The 14,730-nt window shown below is 70.2% G+C and carries 11 protein-coding genes; 10 read left to right on the top strand and 1 reads right to left on the bottom strand.

Annotated elements, in window-relative coordinates; all coding sequences use genetic code 11:
* Nucleotides 1-323 precede the first annotated feature (323 nt).
* From rplU to ACZ4WH_RS40770, 8 genes are all read left to right on the top strand, one after another.
* Nucleotides 324-644 carry a 50S ribosomal protein L21 gene (gene rplU, locus ACZ4WH_RS40735; protein ID WP_009188585.1) on the top strand — a complete coding sequence of 107 codons (321 nt, stop codon included), beginning with the start codon at nucleotides 324-326 and terminating at the stop codon, nucleotides 642-644.
* 14 nt (nucleotides 645-658) lie between these two features.
* Complete coding sequence (rpmA, locus tag ACZ4WH_RS40740; RefSeq protein ID WP_023550764.1) at nucleotides 659-913, top strand: 50S ribosomal protein L27; 255 nt, start codon at nucleotides 659-661, stop codon at nucleotides 911-913.
* A 184-nt stretch (nucleotides 914-1,097) separates the two neighbouring features.
* The gene (gene obgE, locus ACZ4WH_RS40745; protein ID WP_468190545.1) at nucleotides 1,098-2,546 is read left to right on the top strand and encodes a GTPase ObgE; all 1,449 of its coding nucleotides are present in this window, start codon (nucleotides 1,098-1,100) and stop codon (nucleotides 2,544-2,546) included.
* Between the two features lie 352 nt (nucleotides 2,547-2,898).
* Nucleotides 2,899-4,446: an alkaline phosphatase D family protein gene (locus tag ACZ4WH_RS40750; RefSeq protein WP_468190546.1), complete on the top strand. Its 1,548-nt coding sequence runs from the start codon at nucleotides 2,899-2,901 to the stop codon at nucleotides 4,444-4,446.
* A gap of 82 nt (nucleotides 4,447-4,528) precedes the next feature.
* Complete coding sequence (locus ACZ4WH_RS40755) at nucleotides 4,529-5,746, top strand: hypothetical protein (RefSeq protein WP_468190547.1); 1,218 nt, start codon at nucleotides 4,529-4,531, stop codon at nucleotides 5,744-5,746.
* Between the two features lie 195 nt (nucleotides 5,747-5,941).
* The gene (locus ACZ4WH_RS40760) at nucleotides 5,942-7,438 is read left to right on the top strand and encodes a D-ribitol-5-phosphate cytidylyltransferase (RefSeq protein ID WP_468190548.1); all 1,497 of its coding nucleotides are present in this window, start codon (nucleotides 5,942-5,944) and stop codon (nucleotides 7,436-7,438) included.
* A 157-nt stretch (nucleotides 7,439-7,595) separates the two neighbouring features.
* Nucleotides 7,596-9,740 carry a hypothetical protein gene (locus ACZ4WH_RS40765; protein WP_468190549.1) on the top strand — a complete coding sequence of 715 codons (2,145 nt, stop codon included), beginning with the start codon at nucleotides 7,596-7,598 and terminating at the stop codon, nucleotides 9,738-9,740.
* Between the two features lie 208 nt (nucleotides 9,741-9,948).
* A complete protein-coding gene (locus tag ACZ4WH_RS40770) occupies nucleotides 9,949-11,163 on the top strand; it encodes a glycosyltransferase family 2 protein (RefSeq protein WP_468190551.1) in 1,215 nt (404 codons plus the stop codon).
* Nucleotides 11,164-11,296: 133 nt separating this feature from the next.
* On the opposite strand, the gene ACZ4WH_RS40775 is transcribed toward ACZ4WH_RS40770, so the two are convergent.
* On the bottom strand, nucleotides 11,297-12,703 hold the full coding sequence (locus ACZ4WH_RS40775; RefSeq protein ID WP_468190552.1) for a polysaccharide pyruvyl transferase family protein: 1,407 nt from the start codon (nucleotides 12,701-12,703) through the stop codon (nucleotides 11,297-11,299).
* Nucleotides 12,704-12,935: 232 nt separating this feature from the next.
* Between ACZ4WH_RS40775 and proB the strand changes: the two genes are divergently transcribed.
* Entirely contained in the window at nucleotides 12,936-14,096 is a 1,161-nt protein-coding gene (proB, locus tag ACZ4WH_RS40780; protein ID WP_468190574.1) for a glutamate 5-kinase, read from the top strand.
* A gap of 187 nt (nucleotides 14,097-14,283) precedes the next feature.
* Nucleotides 14,284-14,709: a hypothetical protein gene (locus ACZ4WH_RS40785; protein ID WP_103810746.1), complete on the top strand. Its 426-nt coding sequence runs from the start codon at nucleotides 14,284-14,286 to the stop codon at nucleotides 14,707-14,709.
* The last annotated feature ends 21 nt before the right edge of the window (nucleotides 14,710-14,730 follow it).

The following is a 14,730-nucleotide window of genomic DNA, read 5'->3' on the forward strand; positions in this document are numbered from 1 at the left end:
CCCCCCCCCCCCCCCCCCCCCCCCCCCCCCCCCCCCCCCCCCCCCCCCCCCCCCCCCCCCCCCCCCCCCCCCCCCCCCCCCCCCCCCCCCCCCACACCCGTGGGGCCCGTTCCACGTGACGGGCCGCACACCACGGGGGCCCGGTTTGACCCCCTCGGCCGTGGCCCCGTAACCTTGACCGTCGGCGTGTCCACTGAACACGTCACATCCCCGTAAACCTCTTCCTCCCGGGCACTGGGTTGGCCGGGAGAGGTCGTCTGTGCTGTTTCTGGGCGGCTGGCCTGCGGGGGTGCCGGTTCTGAACGAGCGAAAGTGAGATCCGCGTGTACGCCATCGTGCGCAGCGGTGGTCGCCAGCACAAGGTTGCTGTCGGCGACATCGTTGAGGTTGACAAGATTTCCACTGCCAAGGTTGGCGACACGGTCGAGCTCTCGACCCTGCTCGTTGTCGACGGCGACGCCGTGACCAGCGACCCGTGGGTGCTGGCCGGCATCAAGGTCCAGGCCGAGGTCGTGGACCACCACAAGGGCCAGAAGATCGACATTCTGCGCTACAAGAACAAGACCGGCTACCGCCGTCGGCAGGGCCACCGCCAGCAGTACACGGCGATCAAGGTCACGTCGATCCCCACGGCTGCGAAGTAAGGGACTGAGGAGACATGGCACACAAGAAGGGCGCATCGTCCACCCGGAACGGTCGCGACTCCAATGCCCAGCGGCTCGGCGTGAAGCGCTTCGGCGGTCAGGTCGTGAACGCGGGTGAGATCCTGGTCCGCCAGCGCGGCACCCACTTCCACCCCGGCGCCGGTGTCGGCCGTGGCGGCGACGACACGCTGTTCGCCCTCCAGGCCGGTGCGGTGGAGTTCGGTACCCACCGTGGCCGCAAGGTCGTGAACATCGTTCCGGTCGCCTGAATCACCTGATCGCTTGATCGCCTGATCGTTCGGTCATCCGATCGCCTGATCGCCTGATCGCCTGATCGTCTGATTCAGCACCGAACGTTTCGCGAGGCGGACCTCACTTCCCGGACGGGAAGGCGGGTCCGCCTTTCGCGCGTTAACACAGGTAAAACCGTCAGCATTCTGGAGGCACCCCACCATGACCACCTTCGTGGACCGCGTCGAACTGCACGTCGCCGCGGGTAACGGAGGCCACGGCTGTGCCTCCGTCCACCGTGAGAAGTTCAAGCCGCTCGGCGGCCCCGACGGCGGCAACGGCGGCCGTGGCGGTGACGTCATCCTCACCGTCGACCAGTCGGTCACGACGCTGCTCGACTACCACCACTCCCCGCACCGCAAGGCCACCAACGGCAAGCCCGGCGAGGGCGGCAACCGCTCCGGCAAGGACGGCCAGGACCTGATCCTGCCGGTGCCGGACGGCACGGTCGTGCTGGACAAGGCGGGCAACGTGCTCGCCGACCTGGTCGGCCACGGCACCTCGTACATCGCCGCGCAGGGCGGCCGGGGCGGCCTCGGCAACGCGGCGCTGGCCTCCGCCCGCCGCAAGGCGCCCGGCTTCGCGCTGCTCGGCGAGCCCGGTGACGTCCAGGACATCGTCCTGGAGCTGAAGACCGTCGCGGACGTGGCCCTCGTCGGCTACCCGAGCGCCGGCAAGTCCTCGCTGATCTCCGTGCTCAGCGCGGCCAAGCCGAAGATCGCCGACTATCCGTTCACGACGCTCGTGCCGAACCTGGGCGTGGTCACCGCCGGTTCCACCGTCTACACCATCGCCGACGTGCCCGGTCTCATCCCCGGCGCCAGCCAGGGCCGCGGTCTCGGCCTGGAGTTCCTGCGGCACGTCGAGCGGTGCAGCGTCCTGGTGCACGTGCTGGACACGGCCACGCTGGAGTCCGACCGCGACCCGGTCTCCGACCTCGACGTCATCGAGGAGGAGCTGCGGCAGTACGGCGGTCTCGGCAACCGGCCCCGGATCGTCGTCCTGAACAAGGTCGACGTGCCGGACGGCAAGGACCTCGCCGAGATGGTCCGCCCCGACCTGGAGTCCCGGGGCTACCGCGTCTTCGAGGTGTCGGCCGTGGCGCACATCGGGCTGCGGGAGCTGTCCTTCGCCCTCGGTGAGCTGGTCGGCACGGCGCGCGCCGCCAAGCCGAAGGAGGAGGCGACCCGGATCGTCATCCGGCCCAAGGCCGTGGACGACGCGGGCTTCACCGTCGTACGCGAGGAGGTCGGCGGGGAGCCGCTGTTCCGGGTGCGCGGCGAGAAGCCGGAACGCTGGGTCCGCCAGACCGACTTCAACAACGACGAGGCCGTGGGCTACCTCGCCGACCGCCTCAACCGCCTCGGGGTGGAGGAACAGTTGATGAAGGCGGGCGCCCGCGCGGGCGACGGCGTCGCCATCGGCCCCGAGGAGAACGCGGTCGTCTTCGACTGGGAGCCGACGCTCATGTCCGGAGCGGAGATGCTCGGCCGCCGTGGCGAGGACCATCGCTTCGACGAGCCGCGGCCCGCGGCGCAGCGCCGCCGGGACAAGCAGGCGGAGCGGGACGAGGTGCTGCGGGAGTACGACGAGTTCGACCCGTTCGAGTAGGACGAGGTTCGACCCGTTCGAGGGATGAGTTCGACCCGTTCGAGTAGGACGAGGTTCGACCCGTTCGAGTAAGGGCGTCGACTGCGTCTGACGATGCGGCACGCGGCGGATCACGGTCCGCCGCGTGCCGCATTTTTCTGTCGGTTTTCGAGCCCCCGCGGTAGGACGCATTCCGACCTACCGTCAGATCCGTTGCGGCGGGACGGTGTTCTCGTGCCGCAACGGGTCTCCTGTTGTCTCCCTATTTGTCATGCCCGCGATGGGCTTGGTTCAGCAGGCGGACCGTCCGGCCGTGGGAACTTCCGCATGTCCGACCTGTCCAAGTGGCCACCGTGGCAAAGGGAGTCAGCGCATGACCGCACCATCGCCCGACCGCCGGCGCTTTCTGACCGCCGGAGCCGCCGTTCTCGGGGCCGCGGCCTCCGCCCAGTTGTGGCTGCCCGGCACCGCCCGCGCCGCCGGCACCCCGCTCCCCGACGGGGTGTTCACCCTCGGCGTCGCCTCCGGTGATCCGCTGCCCGACGGCATCGTGCTGTGGACCAGACTCGCGCCCGACCCGCTGAACGGCGGCGGCATGCCCGACGCGGCCTTCCCCGTGGACTGGGAGATCGCCGAGGACGAGCGGTTCCGCAGAATCGCCCGCCGGGGCACCGCCCAGGCCCGCCCCGAACTCGGCCACAGCGTCCACGTCGACGTCCGCGGCCTGCGCCCGGACCGCCCGTACTGGTACCGCTTCCGGGCCGGCGGCCAGCTCTCGCCCACCGGCCGCACCCGCACCGCGCCCCACCCGCACCAGCGGGGCGGCTCGCTGCGCGTCGCCCTCGCCTCCTGCCAGAACTGGCAGCACGGCTACTTCACGCCGTACGCCGACATGCTCGCCCAGGACCCCGACGTCGTGCTCTTCGTCGGTGACTACATATACGAGTCCGGGCCCTCGGCGACGGCCGTACGGCGGCACGAGGGCAAGGGCGAGCCGTACACCCTGGTGCAGTACCGCAACCGGTACGCCCAGTACCGCACCGACCCCGACCTCGCCGCGATGCACGCGAACGCCCCCTGGGTGGTCACCTTCGACGACCACGAGGTGGACAACGACTGGGCCGGCGAGATCCCGCAGGACCCGGACAAGCAGCCGCACGACAACTTCGTGGCCCGGCTGACCGCGGCCTTCCAGGCGTACTACGAGCACATGCCGGTGCGCGCCACCGCGATCCCGAACGGCCCCCACATCCAGATGTACCGCCGTCTGGAGTTCGGCCGGCTGGCCCGGCTGAACGTGCTAGACACCCGGCAGTTCCGCAGCGACCAGGCCACCACGCAGGAAGGCGCCGGGTCGCCCACGATGACGATGCTGGGCGCCGAGCAGAAGCGGTGGCTGCTCGACGGGCTGCACGACTCCCCGGCCCGCTGGAACCTGATCGCCTCGCAGATCATGATGGCCGAGACCGACCTGCTGCCCGGCGACGGCAAGCTCTGGTACTACGACGCCTGGGACGGTTACCAGGCCGAACGCAACGCCCTGCTGGAGGAGTTCGCCGGCATCCGCAACCCGGTGGTGCTCAGCGGCGACCGGCACCTGACGATGATCAGCGACCTCCGGACGGACTACGCCGATCCCGATTCCGACGTGGTCGGCGCCGAGTTCGTCGGCACTTCCATTTCCAGCAGCGGCGACCAGGACCAGGACGCCTTCCACCAGCAGTGGGACCCGCTGATGGCGGACAACCCGCACTGGAAGTTCATCGACGCCCATCGCGGCTACCACCTGTTCGACATCCGCCGCGACGGCATCGACGCCCGGGTCCGGGCCGTCGACACGGTGCTCAGGCCGCAGGCCACGGCGAGCACCCTGGCCCGGCTGCGGGTGGAGTCCGACGAGCCGGGCGTCCGGCTGGTGTGACGCCCGCGTGAGCCTGGGACTCATCCGGGTCCCAGGCTCCTCTCAGCCTCACCTCAGGCAATCCTCTTACCGTCCGTTGACCATGGAGACGGACTGTACGACCACAACCCCGGCCGCGGACCGTACGACCGCGCCGCCGGCCAGGCAGACGAACCCCCCGGCCACGCCCCTGCCCCCGGGGACCCGGCTGCTGCACATCGGCCCGCACAAGACCGGGACCACCGCCGTCCAGGGCGCCCTCTTCGCCGCGAAGGAGCGGCTGCCCGCGTACGGCGTCCAGTTCCCCGCGCACACCCGGCACCCGATGGAAGCCGCCCTCGCCGCCTGCGCGCGTCGGGCGATGATGGGCGACACCGAGCCCACCGACCGGCACTGGACCCGGCTGCTGGAGCAGGTCCGCGCCACCGGCGGCAGCACCTCGGTGATCAGCAGCGAGTTCTTCGCCGACGCCCCCGACGACGGCACCGTCGCCCGGATCGTGGAGCAACTCGGCGGCGACCGCGTGCACGTCCTGGTCACGCTGCGGCCGCTCGCCAGGATCATGCCCTCGCAGTGGCAGCAGTACGTGCAGAACGGGCTGCGCATGGGCTATGAGGACTGGCTGGAGCACATGCTGCGCAAGCCGCCGTACGAGAAGCCCAACCCGAGCTTCTGGCAGCGGCACCGGCACGACCGGCTGGTCGAGCGCTGGGTGCGGGCGACCGGTCCGGAGCGGGTCACGGTGGTCGTGGTGGACGACCGCGACCGCGCCGGTTCGATGCGCGCCTTCGAGACGCTGCTCGGCCTGCCGGAGCATCTCCTCCAGCCGGTCCCGGACACCGCGAATCGGTCGCTCACCCTGGCCGAGACCGAAATGCTGCGGAATCTTAATGTGGAATTCCGCGGCAATGGACTCCCGGACGAGCTGTATTCCCGTCTTGTCCGAGGGGGAGCCGTGCTGCACATGAAGAACGCGTGCAGTCCGGCGTCCGGGGACGTGAAGATCTCGACGCCCCGCTGGGCGGCGGAGGCCGCGGGTGCGATCGGCGCGGAGATGGCGGAGCGGATCGCAGCGCTCGGCGTGCGCGTGCTCGGCGACCTGGCGCTGCTGTCCGCCGTACCGGAGCGGTCCGCCGAAGGCGGCTCGGCCGAACCCCGGATCGCACCGGAAGCCGCGGCTCAGGCGCTCTACGGGGCACTCGCCGCGGCGGCCTCCATGGGTGGTGGCGCGGCCCTGGCGCGCAGTGTGCACCAGACGTCGTCGAAGGAGCTTGTGCGGGTACTCGGGCACCGCTGTCTGAAGCGGCTGCGGCGTCGTTGAACCCCGCTCGCGGGCACCTGTGGACTTACTCACAGCAAATTCACGGGCGTTCACACGGCCTGCCGCCAATCACCAGGAGTGCAAGGTGAATGACAGGTAGCGCGCACATATGCAGCGGAGGTCACTCACCTTGCACTGCGGTTACCGGAAGTGGGACCATTTCACGGTTCCCTGTCGCCCCAAGGTAGGTCACCTGTGTCCCAGCACATAGCCAAGCCCCGTACCACCGCAGTGATCCTGGCCGGTGGCACCGGTCAGCGGGTGGGTCTGTCGATCCCCAAGCAGCTGCTGAAGATCGCCGGGAAGGCAGTCATCGAGCACACCCTGACCACCTTCGAGAACGCCGACTCGATCGACGACATCATCGTGCTGATGGCCCCGGGCTATGTGCCGGACGTCGAGAAGATCGTCGCCAAGGCCGGCTTCACCAAGGTGAAGAAGATCATCGAGGGCGGCTCGACGCGGAACGAGACCACCGAGCGCGCCATCGCCGCCCTCGGCGAGGGCCTGGCCGAGGGCGAGGACCTCAACGTCCTCTTCCACGACGCCGTACGCCCCCTGCTCTCGCAGCGCGTCATTGACGACTGCGTGGTCGCGCTGGAGCGCTACCAGGCCGTGGACGTCGCCATCCCGTCCGCCGACACCATCATCGTCACGCGCACGCACGGCGAGGACGGCGAGTTCATCACCGAGATCCCGGACCGCTCCCGGCTGCGCCGGGGCCAGACCCCGCAGGCCTTCAAGCTGTCCACGATCCGCCGCGCCTACCAGGTCGCCGCCGGCGACCCCAACTTCCAGGCCACGGACGACTGCTCGGTGGTCCTCAAGTACCTGCCGGACGTGCCGATCCACGTCGTCGCGGGCGACGAGTACAACATGAAGGTGACCCAGCCGGTCGACGTCTTCATCGCCGACAAGCTGTTCCAGCTCGCCTCCACCGCCGCGCCCGAGCAGGTCGGGGAGGAGGCCTACCGCGAGCTGCTCACCGGCAAGACGGTCGTCATCTTCGGCGGCTCCTACGGCATCGGCAAGGACATCGCCGAACTCGCCGAGTCCTACGGCGCGAACGTCTACGCGCTCGGCCGCTCCACCACCGGCACCCACGTGGAGAACCCGGAGGAGGTCGACGACGCGCTGTCCAAGGCGTACGCGGACACCGGCCGGATCGACTACGTCGTCAACACCGCGGGCGTGCTGCGCATCGGGAAGCTCGCCGAGACCGACAACGCCACCATCGAGGAGGCGCTGAAGGTCAACTACCTGGCCCCGGTGCAGATCGCGCGCTCCTCCTACAAGTACCTGGCCGAGACCAACGGCCAGCTGCTGCTCTACACCTCCAGCAGCTACACCCGCGGTCGCGCCGAGTACTCCCTGTACTCCTCCACCAAGGCCGCCATGGTGAACCTCACCCAGGCGCTGTCCGACGAGTGGGCCGGTGACGGCATCCGCGTCAACTGCATCAACCCCGAGCGCACCGCCACCCCGATGCGCACCAAGGCCTTCGGCCAGGAGCCCGCGGGCACCCTGCTCTCCTCCGAGGCCGTGGCCCGCACCTCCCTGGACGTGCTGCTGTCGGAGCTGACCGGGCACGTCATCGACGTCCGCCAGCAGGACCCGACCGCGGGCGCCGCCAGGGCCTCCGGCTTCGAGCAGGCGCTGGCCTCGGTGCTGGACCGTCAGGACGGCGTGTAATAATCAGACGTAATTAAGACTTTGGGAATTCAGGCCTCTGCGGGTACCCGTTCACCGGGTATTCGTAGAGGCCTGTATCCGTACCCCACACGAATTACCGGTCTCTCCCGGCATTTCTGAACAAAACCGGCACTCCCCCTCCCAGAGCAGGTTCTCCGTGATATCCACCGCTATTCGCGTCGCCCGGGTGGGCAGCGCGGCCGAGCTGGCCGCGGCGGCCCTCGTGATGCTGGGCTTCCCGGCCCTCATGCTGGCCGCGCTCGTCCCGAGCGTTCCCGCCTTCGCGGCCCTGGCCGCCGCGACGTACCTGGCGGATCACTATCTGCACCGCAAGGGCAGCTATCTGATCAACCGCCTCAGCAAGGTCCGGGCGGGCCTGTCGATCCGCTTCCTGATCCGGCAGCTGCTGCTGATCCTGCTGCTGGCCCGCCTGTCCCTCTCGGACGACCTGATCTTCTACGGCGCGGTCGCCTGCTTCATCGCCTTCTACGGCCTCCAGGCCCCCCACGGCGCCCTGGTCACCCTGATCCGCAACCGCCGCCGGATGCCGGTCGCCACCCGCAACATCGACCTGAAGTCCCGCATCCGCATCCCGGACGCCCCGCCGCGCCGCCTGCTGCACCGCTCCGCGGAGAAGATGCTCCACCTCGACCTGTTCGCGGTCGCCGGCGTCCTGGTCTCCGCCGAGCTGGGGTCGGCCGGGGTCGGCTTCCTCGGCATCGGTCTCACCATCGGCCTGGGCGTCGGGTACGTCCTCGTCCTCATGCCGTACGTGCGCGGCCGGAACGTCCCGCCGAAGGCCGAGGTGGTCCTCGCCGCCGTCGACGACTGGCTGGCCGGCTACAAGCCCGAGACGGTCCTGTACTTCTCCGGCTCCAAGGACTCCGCCTACCAGGTCAACATGTGGCTGGAGACGATGGAGCAGCTGGACACCCGGCCGCTGATCATCCTGCGCGAGCGCGCCATCCTGAACAACCTCGCGCCCACCACGGTCCCCGTCATCTGCGTGCCCGGAGGGGTGCACCTGATGAACCTGGACCTGTCGACCGTGCGGGTCGCGCTGTACGCGGCCAACGTCGGCAAGAACATCCACCTGCTGCGCGTGCCCACCATGAAGCACGTCTTCATCGGCCACGGCGACAGCGACAAGCTCGCCAGCGTCAACCCGTACAGCAAGGTCTACGACGAGGTGTGGACCGCCGGCCGGGCCGGCCGCGACCGCTACGCCATCGCCGACGTCGGCGTCCGCGACGAGGACATCGTGGAGGTCGGCCGCCCGCAGCTCGCCCCCATCCAGAGCCGGCAGAGCGTGTCCGAGGGCGCCCGCGGCGGAGCCGCTGACGGACGCTGCCCGACCGTGCTGTACGCGCCCACCTGGGAGGGCTGGGACGGCAACCCCGGCAACACCTCCATCGTGCTCGCCGGCGAGAACATCGTGACCAGGCTGGTCACGGCCGACCCGCCGGTCCGCGTCCTGTACAAGCCGCACCCGTTCACCGGCACCGTCAGCAAGGACGCCAAGGCCGCCCACCAGCGCATCGCCGCCCTGGTCGAGAAGTCCGCCGCCGAGCGCGCCGCCGACCCCCGCTTCACCGCCGACACCGCCGCCATCGAGCGGGCCAAGGCCGAGCTGGCCCGCATCGAGGCCCGGCTCGCCGAACTGGCCGGCACCGGCGGGACCAAGGGCGACGAGGCCGAGGCCACCCGCGACGGCATCGTGGACGTCCAGCGGCACGAGGAGATCGCCCGGCTGCGCGCCGAGTGGAACGACGCCTACTGGCGCTCCTTCCCGTCGTACGAGCACCGCGTCATCACGGGCGCCGAGCCGCGCCTGTACGACTGCTTCAACGTCTCCGACGCGATGGTCTCCGACATCTCCTCCGTCGTCTCCGACTTCATCGCGAGCGGCAAGCCGTATGCCGTCACCGACTCCGGTGAGCTGGGCGCCGAGGAGTTCAAGCGGCAGAACACCGCCGTGCGCGCCGCGGTGATCCTGTCCAACAGCGCGGCCGAGCTGGGCGGCCTGCTGGACGCCGTGCGGGACCCGTCCGCCGACCCGCTCGCGGACGCCCGCAAGGAGCTGAAGCAGTACCTGCTCGGCCCGGACGAGCCGAGGTCGATCGACCAGTTCAACGCCGCGGTCGCCGACCTGGCCCTCAAGGCCGAGGCGCGCAACGTCGGCCAGCAGTCCCGGCTGGGCACGGCGAACGCCGACCCCGCCGAGACGGCCGAGCTGACCAACGCGGTGCCGGGCCAGCGCACCGCGTCGGCCGGAGACACGGACGGCGTCAGCGCGGGCTGACCCTTCCGATGCGATCACCGGGCCCCCGAGGAACCCTCCTCGGGGGCCCTCGTCGTGCTCCATTCGTCTTCAATCAGGGAATTTTGTGTGATGTGGGCCACTCATTACCCTGGGTGAGGCAACCGCTTGCCCTGGGTGCCCGTCTAACAGATTGAGATTGAGGTGATACGGGGGAAATGTTTCATGACAAGGGGGAAGAGTGACCGTCGTGACGCAGCCTGATGTCAGTGTGATCATCGGGGCGTACGAAGCGATGCCGTACCTGGTCGAGTGCCTGGCATCCGTGGAGGCACAGACCATCGACCCGGAGCGCATCGAGGTCATCGCGGTGGACGACGGCTCCACCGACGGCACGGGGGAGTGCCTGGAGGAGTTCGCGGCCCGCGCTCCCATGGCCGTCACCGTCATCCGCCAGGAGAACTCCGGCGGACCCAGCGGCCCGCGCAACGTCGGCCTGGGCAAGGCGGCCGGACGCTACGTCTTCTTCCTCGACGCCGACGACCGGCTCGGACCCGAGGCCCTGGAGCGCATGGTCGCCATGGCCGACAAGAACGGCACGGACGTCGTCCTCGGCCGGGTCGAGGGCGTCAACCGCACGGCGCCCAAGTCCATGTGGGGCAAGAACCTCGACCGGGCCGACGTGTTCACCTCCAACATCAAGTTCACGCTCAGCGCGCAGAAGCTGTTCCGCCGCGCCCTGCTGGAACAGCACGGCATGCGGTTCGACGAGTCGCTGTTCACCGGCGAGGACGCCCTGTTCACGCTGGAGGCGTACCTGCGCGCGAACGGCGTCTCCGTGCTCGCCGACTACACCTGCTACTACCTGGTCGGTCGCGACGACGGCAAGCACGTCACCAAGACCGGCAGTTACACCCTGCGCTTCGACTCCGCGCGCGCCCTGATGAAGCTGATCGCCGACATGGTCCCGGCCGGCGACAAGCGCGACCTGCTCATGGTCCGGCCGTTCCTCATCACGCTGCTGCCGCAGTTCGGGCCCAAGTTCCTCACCGACAGCGAAGAGGTACGGCGGCACAAGTTCGAGCTGGCCAAGCCGCTCATGGACGCCTACTGGACGCCTGGGGTGGCCCGCCGCCTCAAGGTGCACGAGCGGCTGCGGCTGCACCTGGTCGCCACGCAGCGCCCCGACCTCCTGCTGGACGTCGTGACGTTCGTGAAGGCGAAGAAGCAGGCCGCGGCCGTACTGGAGAAGCGCGGCACCCGCCTGTACCTCGTCTACCCGCACTTCAGGTCCAAGACGGCCGGCATCCCCGACGAGGTCTACCTCGCCGACGCCCGCGAGGCCCGCGCCTTCGACGGCTACCGCGAGGCGGCCGCCAACTCCTTCCCGCGCCGCGCGCTGCGCAAGGCCCGGCGGACGCTGCGGCGGGTGCTGCGGGGCAAGGGCGTCGGGGCGGCGGCCTGACCGGCCGGTCCGGCGGGTGACCGGCCCCGGGCCGCCGAGCCCGGGGCCCTACGCGCGGCCGGGGGCTGATGCCTGCCCGGCTACGGCGCGCGCCGAAGGCCTACTGCCTGCCCGACCGCGACGCGCGCCGAGGCTACTGCCGGCCCGACTGGAGCGCGCGTCGCAGGGGCCGGCCCACCACGCGCCGTGCGCGCCGGTAGACGGACGCGGCGGGGGCCGGTACCACCGTGGCCTTCTGCTTCGCCTTCTGCGCCTTCGCCAGCTCCCGCCGCAACTGGGCGTTGTTCTGGCTCAGTTCGCTCACCTGGCTGTGCAGCCAGCCGAACCGGCTGCTCAGCGACGCCAGATCGGTCTCGTTCCACGGCCGGATGCCCGGCGGGAACGGCAGCGACCGCATCCGCTCCTCGAAGGCCGCGCCCCCGTCGCCATGCGTGAACGTGTTCCGCAGCCCGTTCTTGTCCAGGAACCCCAAGAACCGGTCGAAGCGCTCGGCGTGACCCCCGAGCAGCCCGCTCAGATCCGCCTCCTCGTAGAGCCGGGCCGGGTCCGCCGCCTCCGGGTCCTTCGCCACCACGTCCAGCGTGCGGTGCGGTATCTCGAAGTAGCGGCACAACTCCAGCGTGCGCGAGTCCCCGCACAGCACCGTCGCGGGCGTCCCCGCGAGCAGCGCCGCGATGTTGCCGTGGATGCGCGAACCGAAGGAGAAGTCGAAGGACCGCAGGTCGTCGATCCAGGTGACCGGATCGACGTACACCCGCACCTTGCCCTCCCGGTACATCGGGTGCTCCGGGTGCGTCGGCATCGCCGTCACGCGGGCGTTCGGGTCCGTGAGATCCCGCCAGTGCAACTGCCTTGCGTCGCTGAGGTTCTGGCCCACGAAGCGGAGGTTCGGGTAGCGGGCGTGGGTGCGGGTGATGATCCCGCCCATGCCCTGCTTCTGCACCGCGCTGTGCGAACCGTTCACCGCGATCCGCGACTCCGCGGTCAGCCCGGGCACCCGCTTGCGTACGTCGAGGTCACGGCCGTACATGAACAGCGACGGGCAGCCGATGACCTCCACGTCCCGGAAGCCCATGTCCCGCAGGTACCGCTCGGTGAACTCGCCGCGCACGCCGATCGAGGCGCTGTGGTCGAGCACGGCCGCGCAGAAGTCGCGCACCGACTGCTCCATCGGCTTCAGCCGCGCCGGGTCGTAGCCCAGTCCGGTCTGCGCGCCGACGCCGAGCACCACCACGGGGATACGCAGCTTGCCGATCAGCCGGGTCAGCCGCTTCAGCCTGCTCTCGAAGGACGGCCGGAAGGCGTTGGCGAGCGGAACGACGAACGCGTCGTACTCCTCGTTGATCCGGGCCGCCGCCGACAGGTCCGTACCCATGCCGTTCGAGACGACCTCGGTCCCCGGAGTCTCCAGGATCTTGTGCGCGGCGTCGCTGAAGATCAGGTTGCCGGAGTTGGTGGCGATGACGTCCCGGTGGAGGGCCTCCTCGACGGAGAGGACGTCGTACGGGCTCTTGCCCGAGCGCAGCAGGATGCGCTTCACGGGGTGAACAGTAGGTGACACAAAGGTCAACTTATGTTGGATGCATCTTTTATTTCTACGGGCAACCAACACAACCTTTTTGCCGTACGCAAATGGTGAGCGCGCGACTACGGCAAGCCTGTCCGGGAGCTGGACCGGTGCGCACCACCCGATCCGCTTCGCGTAGATTGCCGGACAGGCAGCCGGAACGCGCGAGGGGACAGAAGGCACCGTGGCAAGGGCAAGGCAGGCCGTGGGCGAGGCCCGCAGGATCGTCGTCAAGGTGGGCTCCTCCTCGCTGACCACCGCCGCGGGCGGCCTGGACGCCGACCGCGTCGACGCCCTGGTCGACGTCCTCGCCAAGATCCGGAACCAGGGAGCGGCCCGAAGGGCCCCGGTCGAGGGTGGCGGCGGCAGACGGGCGGGCGGGGAAGAGCGGGAGATCGTCCTCGTCTCCTCCGGCGCCATCGCGGCCGGCCTCGCCCCGCTCGGCCTGCGCCGCCGCCCCAGGGACCTCGCCCGCCAGCAGGCCGCCGCCAGCGTCGGCCAGGGCCTGCTCGTCGCCCGCTACACCGCCTCCTTCGCCCGGTACGGCGTGCGCGTCGGCCAAGTCCTGCTCACCAGCGACGACATGAGCCGTCGCGCCCACCACCGCAACGCCTCCCGCACCCTCGACGAGCTGCTCGCGATGGGTGCCTTCCCGATCGTCAACGAGAACGACACCGTCGCCACCGACGAGATCCGCTTCGGCGACAACGACCGCCTCGCCGCCCTCGTCGCCCACCTCGTCCACGCCGACCTGCTGGTTCTCCTGTCCGACGTCGACGGTGTCTACGACGGCGATCCCAGCAGGCCCGGCACCTCCCGGATAGCGGAAGTGAAGGGCCCGGAGGACCTCGCCGGCGTCGAGATCGGCAGCGCGGGCAAGGCCGGCGTCGGCACCGGCGGGATGGTCACCAAGGTGGAGGCCGCCCGGATCGCCGCCGCCGCGGGCATCCCGGTGGTGCTGACCAGCGCCGTCCACGCGGCCGAGGCCCTGGCCGGCGGCGACACCGGCACCTACTTCCACCCCACCGGCAAGCGCTCCGCCGAGCGGCTCCTGTGGCTCCAGCACGCCTCCACCCCGCAGGGCGCCCTGATCCTGGACGACGGCGCCGTGGACGCGGTGGTCAAGCGGCGCACCTCGCTGCTGCCCGCCGGAATCGCCGCCGTCGAGGGCGAGTTCAGCGCCGGCGACCCCGTCGAGCTGCGGGACACCACGGGCCGCGCGGTGGCGCGGGGGCTCGTCAACTTCGACGCCAAGGAGATCCCCCGGCTGATCGGGCGTTCGACCCGGGAGCTGGCGCGCGAGCTGGGCCCGGCGTACGAACGCGAGGTCGTACACAGGGACGACCTCGTCCTCCTGCACACCTGACGCTCGCAAAACCGCTCGTAAAGCGGGGCGTACGGAACGACCCCGGTGGGGGACGTTCCGTAAAACCACCACGCGGAGCCGTGCGGCCTGCTCAACTTTGTCTGGGGGACACGTTGAAGGGACGGGTTCCGTCAAGGGGCCGAGCGAGCCGTACGAGCCGTGCGAGGCATGCGTGAAGGAGGCCGTCGTGAGACGAGTGCGCCCGGGGGCGGCGTCCCGCGGTGCTCTGACGAGCGTCGCGGCCGGGGACACCTATGAGGAGCCCAAGGACCTGCCCAGGCTGTGGCACGTCACCCTCAGCGTCTCCGGGGAGAAGGTCCCGCTGCCCGAGCTGCGGCGGGCCCTGGAACAGCTCGCCCACGACCACCCCTTCCTGCTGACCAGCAGATACGCGACCGACCACGCCGAGATCCGGTACTGGGAAGAGGCCCGCGACCTGCACGACGCCGCCGCCGTGGCGCTGCGCCTGTGGGGCGAGCACCGGCAGAGCGCCGGCCTGCCGCCCTGGGAGATCGTCGGCCTGGAGGTCATCGACCGCGAGACCTACCACCACCGCATCGCCGAGGGCTACGGCCCCGCACCGGCGACACCGGTGGGGGTGCATCCGTTCTGAGCCGAGGCTGGGTGGGGCGGG

The sequence above is a fragment of the Streptomyces sp. NPDC029138 genome (assembly GCF_055564375.1).

Excerpts from the sequence above, each read along its gene's own strand:
- rpmA (WP_023550764.1), top strand. The coding sequence starts at position 659 with ATGGCACACAAGAAGGGCGCATCGTCCACCCGGAACGGTCGCGACTCC.
- obgE (WP_468190545.1), top strand. The coding sequence starts at position 1,098 with ATGACCACCTTCGTGGACCGCGTCGAACTGCACGTCGCCGCGGGTAAC.
- ACZ4WH_RS40750 (WP_468190546.1), top strand. The coding sequence starts at position 2,899 with ATGACCGCACCATCGCCCGACCGCCGGCGCTTTCTGACCGCCGGAGCC.
- ACZ4WH_RS40755 (WP_468190547.1), top strand. The coding sequence starts at position 4,529 with ATGGAGACGGACTGTACGACCACAACCCCGGCCGCGGACCGTACGACC.